Below are 5936 nucleotides of genomic sequence, written 5' to 3' on the forward strand. Positions count from 1 at the left end.
GGTGGAGAGCAGCACCAGCTCGTGCATCCGGTAGCCGACGCCGCCCCGGGCGCCGGCCGGAACCGCCTCCAGCAGCCGGACGTCCGCGAGTTCCTCCAGAAGCTGCTCCGCTGTCGCCTGCGGCATCCGCAACTCGCGGGCGGCGGCCTCGACCGGGAACGCGCTGGTCTCGAAGACCGCCAGCCGCGGCAGCATCTGCCGGCCCTGCAGGCTGACCTGCCGCAGCGAGCGCCGGATGCTGTCGCGCACCCGCAGCTCCCCGAAGCTCAGCTCGTCCAGCCGGGTGTCGCGGCGGGCCAGCCGGCGCGCCAGGCTCGCGGCCGTCCACTGCGGCCGGGAGGCCAGCCGCACCCCCGCGATCCGGACCGCCAGCGGCAGCCCGGCGCACTGCCGGGTGATCTCCCGGGCGGCGGCCGGGTCGGCCGCGATCCGCTCCGGTCCCGCGACGGCCGCCAGCAGCTCGGTCGACTCCCGCTCGGCGAACGGGGCCAGCTCCAGGCAGTCCCGGTCGGAGGCGAAGACCAGGTGGCGCCGGCTGGTCACGAGCGCCGCCGAGTCCGGGCCGACCGGCAGCAGCGGGGCGATCTCGCTGTCCCGCTCGGCGTTGTCCAGCAGCACCAGGAGGCGGCGCTCGGCGATGTGCGTGCGGTAGATCCGGACCAGCTCCGGCAGGTCCCGCTGGTCGGCCGCCGGGTCGACGCCGAGGGCGTGCAGGAAGCAGAGGAGGACGGCGCCCGGGTGCTGCCCGAGACCCCCGGCGGCCAGGTCCGCGTACAGCCGGCCGTCGGGGAAGCGGTCGCGCAGCCGGTGCGCCACGTGGACCGCCAGCGCCGACTTGCCGACCCCGGCCATGCCGGTGATCAGCACCCGCCGCGGCCGGGGCTCGCCGTCCGGGTCGAGCAGCGCCGCCAGCCGCGCCGACTCGGCGGACCGGCTGGTGAAGTCGGCCACGTCCGGCGGCAGCATCGCCGGCACCAGCGGCTCCGGGACCACCGGCTCCGGCACGGACCCCACCCCGGCGACGACCGCGTCCGCCGCGTCCGGCCCGGGCAACCGGCCCTCCAGCACCGCCTGGTGGACCGCGACCAGGGTGGCCCCCGGGTCGATGCCGAGTTCCTCGGCCAGCAGCCGCCGCCCGGTCTGGAACAGCGCGAGCGCGTCGGACTGCCGGTCGCAGCGGTACAGCGCGGTCATCAGCTGGGCGCGGAACCGCTCCCGCAGCGGGTGGTCGGACAGCAGCGCGGTCAGTTCGGGCACCAGCCCGTGGTGGCGGCCCAGCGCCAGCTCGGCCTCGATCCGGTCCTCCAGGGCGGCCAGCCGCAACTCCTCCAGCCGGGGCTGCTCGGCCTGGGCCAGGTACTCCGTCACATTGCCGAGCACGGTGCCCCGGTAGCGGGCCAGCGCCGAACCCAGGCGGTCCGACGCCTCGCGGTAGTGCCGCCGGGCCAGCGCCGCGCGCCCGGCCCGGGCCGACCTCTCGAACGCGTGGAGGTCCAACTCGGCACATTCCGCCCGCAGTTGGTAGCCGCGAGGCCGGCGGATCAGCTGGACGTCCGGGCCCAGGCGCTTGCGGAGCCGCGAGACGTGCGTGTAGATCTGCGCGGTCATGGTGCTGGGCGGGTACCAGGACCAGAGCATCGAGCTCAGCCGGGTGTCCGACACGGCCTGGCCGTCCGCCAGGGCGAGGGTCGCGAGGACCGTCTGCGCCTTGATGCCCGGCAGTTCGATCGGCTCCCCGTGCGCGTCGACGACTTCGACCGGGCCGAGTACACGCAGTTCCATCATTTCCCCCTGGTGTTGTGCCTGCCCGGCGATTGTGCGGACCCGCGGCGGGCCGCGGCATCGAATGGGCACGTCAGGACGCTGCCACGGCAGTGTCCGGCCGGACCGCCGAAATCCCGCACCCGGTCCGGGAGTCCGGTGCGCCGGCCGGATATGGGCCGGATATAGGTCCCGTCGGCAGTGTGACGGGGGCCGTTGAGGTCGCCACCGTCCCGGCCGCCACCCCTCCACCGAAGGACCCCGATGACCGATTCCGCAGGGCTGTGGTTCCGCAGCCACCGCCCGACCCCCGACGCGCGCCTGCGCCTGGTCTGCTTCCCGCACGCCGGCGGGGCACCGACCGCCTACTGGTCGTGGTCCCGCGCCGTGCCCGCCGACTTCGAGGTGCTGGCGGCCTGCTACCCGGGCCGGCAGGACCGGATCGGCGACCCGTTCGCGCCGTCCCTCCACGCGATGGCCGACGATCTGGCCGCGGCCCTGGCCGAACTGTCCGCCGACGGTGTCCCGTTGGCCCTGTTCGGGCACAGCATGGGCGCGGCGGTGGCGCACGAGGTCGCCCTGCGCCTGGAGGCCCGGCACGGGGTGCGGCCGCTGCGGCTGTTCGTCTCCGGCCTGCCGGCCCCGCACCGGTGCGCGCCGGAGGAGCCGGCGGCCGAGGACGACGACGCCTTCGTCGCCGAACTGCGCCGGCTCGGCAACAACTCGCTGACGGCGTTCGACGATCCGGCGCTGCGCGAGCTGGTCCTGCCCAGCATCCGGGCCGACTACGCCCTGGTCGCGGAGTACCGCCCGGCCCCCGGCGCCCCCCGGCACCGGATGCCGGTGGTCGCCTACACGGGCGCGGAGGACACCGAGAGCCCGGCCGACCTGGTCGCGGCCTGGTCCGACACCACCAGCGCCGCGTTCGAACTGCGGACCTTCCCCGGCGACCACTTCTACCTGCAGAAGCAGGAGCGGCCGCTGCTGGCCCACCTCACCGCACACCTGCGCGCCGACCTGCGGCTGCGCCAGGCCCAGCGGGCCGTGCGCGCCGCGAGCGCCTGACCCGTCCGGGGCTCGGCCCCACCCGAACCGTGAACCACGACAGAAGGGACGCCATCCGATGGCCGATCACCTGGTGAGCCGGCTGGTGCAGCACGGCAGGGAGACCCCCGACCGGACCGCGCTGGTGTACGTCGAGCCGACCTCCGACGGGCTGTCGGAGCAGGCCCTCAGCTACGGCGAACTCGACCGCCGCGCCCGCGCCGTGGCGCACTGGCTGCGCGAGCGCTGCGCCGTCGGCGACCGGGCCCTGCTGCTCTACGGCGCCGGGCCCGAGTTCGTCACCGTACTGGCCGGCTGCCTGTACGCGGGCGTGATCGCCGTCCCCGCGCCGCAGCCGAGCACCCAGCGCGGCCACGCCTCCCGCTCCGACGGCATCGTCAAGGACACCGAGGCCCGGCTGGTGCTGACCGACTCGGCCAACCAGGAGGCCGCGGCCGAGCTACTGGCGCACGTCGGCGCCGAGCACCTCGCCTGCTTCGCCACCGACCTGCTCGACCTGGCGCCGCCCACCGACCGGGCGGTGCCGGAACCGGCCGACGACGCCGTCGCGATCCTCCAGTACACCTCGGGCTCGACCAGTGCCCCCAAGGGCGTGATGGTCACCCACGGTTCGCTGCGCCACAACATCGGGCTGATGACCAGGGCCTTCGACATCACCGCGGACAGCGTGATGGCCAGCTGGCTGCCCCAGCACCACGACATGGGCCTGATGGGCACCCTGATCGCGCCGCTGTACGCCGGCGGGCGCACCTACCAGCTCGCCCCGATGAGCTTCCTGCGCCGCCCGCACGTGTGGCTGGAGCTGATCGGCGCCAAGCGGGCCGACATCACGGTGGCCCCGAACTTCGCCTACGACCTCTGCACGCGCCGGGTGACCGACGCGCAGCTGGCCCGGCTCGACCTGAGCAGCCTGCGGCACGCCGGCAACGGCGCCGAGCCGGTCAACGCCCGGACCCTGCGGCGCTTCGCCGAGCGGTTCGCCCCGGCCGGCTTCCGCTGGGAGCAGTTCAACCCCTGCTACGGCATGGCCGAGACCACCCTGCTGGTGTCCGCCACCCCGCGGGAGGATCCGCCCACGCTCACCGCGGTCGACCCCGACGCGCTGGCGGCCAACGAGCTGCGTCCCGTCGAGCCGGGCCCGGACGGGCCGGTGCTGGTCAGCAGCGGCACGGTGCACGACCTCGACCTGCGGATCGTCGACCCCGCGACCCTGGCCACCCTGCCGGACGGCCGGATCGGCGAGATCTGGATCCGCGGCGGCAGCGTCGGCGCCGGGTACTGGCGCAACGAGGAGGCGACCGAGCGGACCTTCCGGGCGGTCACCGCCGAGGGCGAGCGCGGCTTCCTGCGCACCGGCGACACCGGCGTCCGGCACGACGGCGGGCTCTACGTCACCGGACGGATCAAGGACGTCCTGATCGTCAACGGCCGCAACCTCTACCCGCACGACATCGAACGCGAACTCGCCTCGCTCGCTGAGGCGTTCACCGGACTGAGCGGCACCGTCTGCGCCGTGCCGGGGGACGGCGAGGAGATCGTGGCGATGCACGAGATCCGGCGCGCCCCCACCGACCCGGACGAGCTGGGCGAGCTCACCCGGCGGCTGCGCGGCGAGCTCGCCGCCCGGGTCGGGGTGCGGATCCCCAACCTGGTGCTGCTCCGTCCCGGCCAGGTCCGCAAGACCACCAGCGGCAAGGTGCAGCGCTCGCTGATGCGCGAGCTCTTCATGACCGCCGCCCTGGAGCCGGTGTACGAGGACCTCGCCCCGGCCACCGCCGCCCGCTACCGGAGCGCGGTGAGCGCGGGATGACCCACGCCGCCTACCGAAGCGCCCGGCTGCTGGACCGCGGCCTCGGCGACCCGGACGACGCCGGGCGGCTGTTCTCCTACGCCCGCTGCGGCGAGCTGGACGACCGCGAGGAGTTCCCGGTGGAGATCTGCCGCGAGCTCGACTTCCTCGGCCTGCCCGACCAGTACGTCCCGGCCGAGTACGGCGGCGCGCTGCACGAGTACCCGCAGGTGCTCCAGCTGATGCGGGCGGTGGCCCGGCGCGACCTGACGGTGGCGATCGGCCACGGCAAGACCTTCCTCGGCGCGGTGTCGGTGTGGGTCGGCGGAAGCCCGGCCCAGGCGGCCGAGCTGGCCGGGCTGGTGCGCTCCGGCGCGGCGGTCTCCTGGGGCCTGACCGAACGGGACCACGGCAGCGACCTGCTGGCCGGCGAGGTGGTGGCCAGGCCCACCGCCGACGGCTACCAGGTGAGCGGCGAGAAGTGGCTGATCAACAACGCCAACCGGGGGCGGCTGGTCTGCCTGCTGGTGCGCACCGGCGAGGCCGGTGACCCGCGCGGCTACAGCCTGCTGATGGTCGACAAGCAGCAGCTCCGGACGCCCGCCTACCGGCCGCTGCCCGCCGTGAAGCTGCACGGCATCCGCGGCGCGGACATCAGCGGGGTCGCGTTCACCGACGCACCGGTGCCGCGCGACGCGCTGGTCGGCAGCGCGGGCCAGGGCACCGAGATCGTGCTGAAGAGCCTGCAGCTGACCCGGATCCTGTGCGCCTCGCTCTCCCTCGGCGCCGCCGACAACGCCCTCGGGCTGGCCACCGGCTTCGCCGTGGACCGGCAGGCCTACGGCCGGCGGCTGGCCGACCTGCCGCAGACCCGCCGGCTGCTCGCCCAGTCCTACGCGGACGTGCTGCTGGCCGAGGCGGTCACCCTGGTCGGGGCCCGCAGCATCCACGGCCTGACCGGCGAACTGGCCGTCGTCTCGGCCGTCACCAAGTACTTCGTGCCGACCCTGGTCGACCAGGTGATCGGCCGGCTCGCCACGGTGCTCGGCGCCCGCTCGCTGCTGGTCGGCCCGGCCTTCCGGCACGGCCGGTTCCAGAAGGTACAGCGCGACCACCGGATCGTCTCCATCTTCGACGGCAACACGCTGGTCAACCTGCACGCGCTGATCAACTCCTTCCCGCTGCTGGCCCGGCACCTGCGGCTGCGCACGACGGACCGCGCCGGCCTGGCCGCGGCCGTCGACCTCGCCGCGCCGCTGCCCGCCTTCGACCGCGACCGGCTGAGCCTGCTGCCGCGCACCGGCTCCAGCGTGCTGCAGTC

Annotated in this window: 4 protein-coding genes; 3 read left to right on the forward strand and 1 reads right to left on the reverse strand. The window is 74.9% G+C overall.

Annotated features, from left to right (window positions below):
- Positions 1-1782: BTAD domain-containing putative transcriptional regulator (locus AB0O00_RS27310; protein WP_363656109.1), on the reverse strand; the 1782-nt coding region annotated here is incomplete at its 3' end.
- Positions 1783-2025: 243 nt separating this feature from the next.
- Between AB0O00_RS27310 and AB0O00_RS27315 the strand changes: the two genes are divergently transcribed.
- The 3 genes from AB0O00_RS27315 to AB0O00_RS27325 all read left to right on the forward strand — a co-directional run.
- The gene (locus AB0O00_RS27315) at positions 2026-2826 is read left to right on the forward strand and encodes an alpha/beta fold hydrolase (protein ID WP_363656111.1); all 801 of its coding nucleotides are present in this window, start codon (positions 2026-2028) and stop codon (positions 2824-2826) included.
- Positions 2827-2884: 58 nt separating this feature from the next.
- Positions 2885-4636: a fatty acyl-AMP ligase gene (locus AB0O00_RS27320; RefSeq protein ID WP_363656113.1), complete on the forward strand. Its 1752-nt coding sequence runs from the start codon at positions 2885-2887 to the stop codon at positions 4634-4636.
- The coding region (locus AB0O00_RS27325; protein WP_363656115.1) for an acyl-CoA dehydrogenase family protein at positions 4633-5936 on the forward strand (1304 nt) is incomplete at its 3' end. The genes AB0O00_RS27320 and AB0O00_RS27325, both read left to right, overlap by 4 nt.

It is taken from the genome of Kitasatospora sp. NPDC093558, from assembly GCF_040683475.1.
Taxonomy (GTDB): domain Bacteria; phylum Actinomycetota; class Actinomycetes; order Streptomycetales; family Streptomycetaceae; genus Kitasatospora.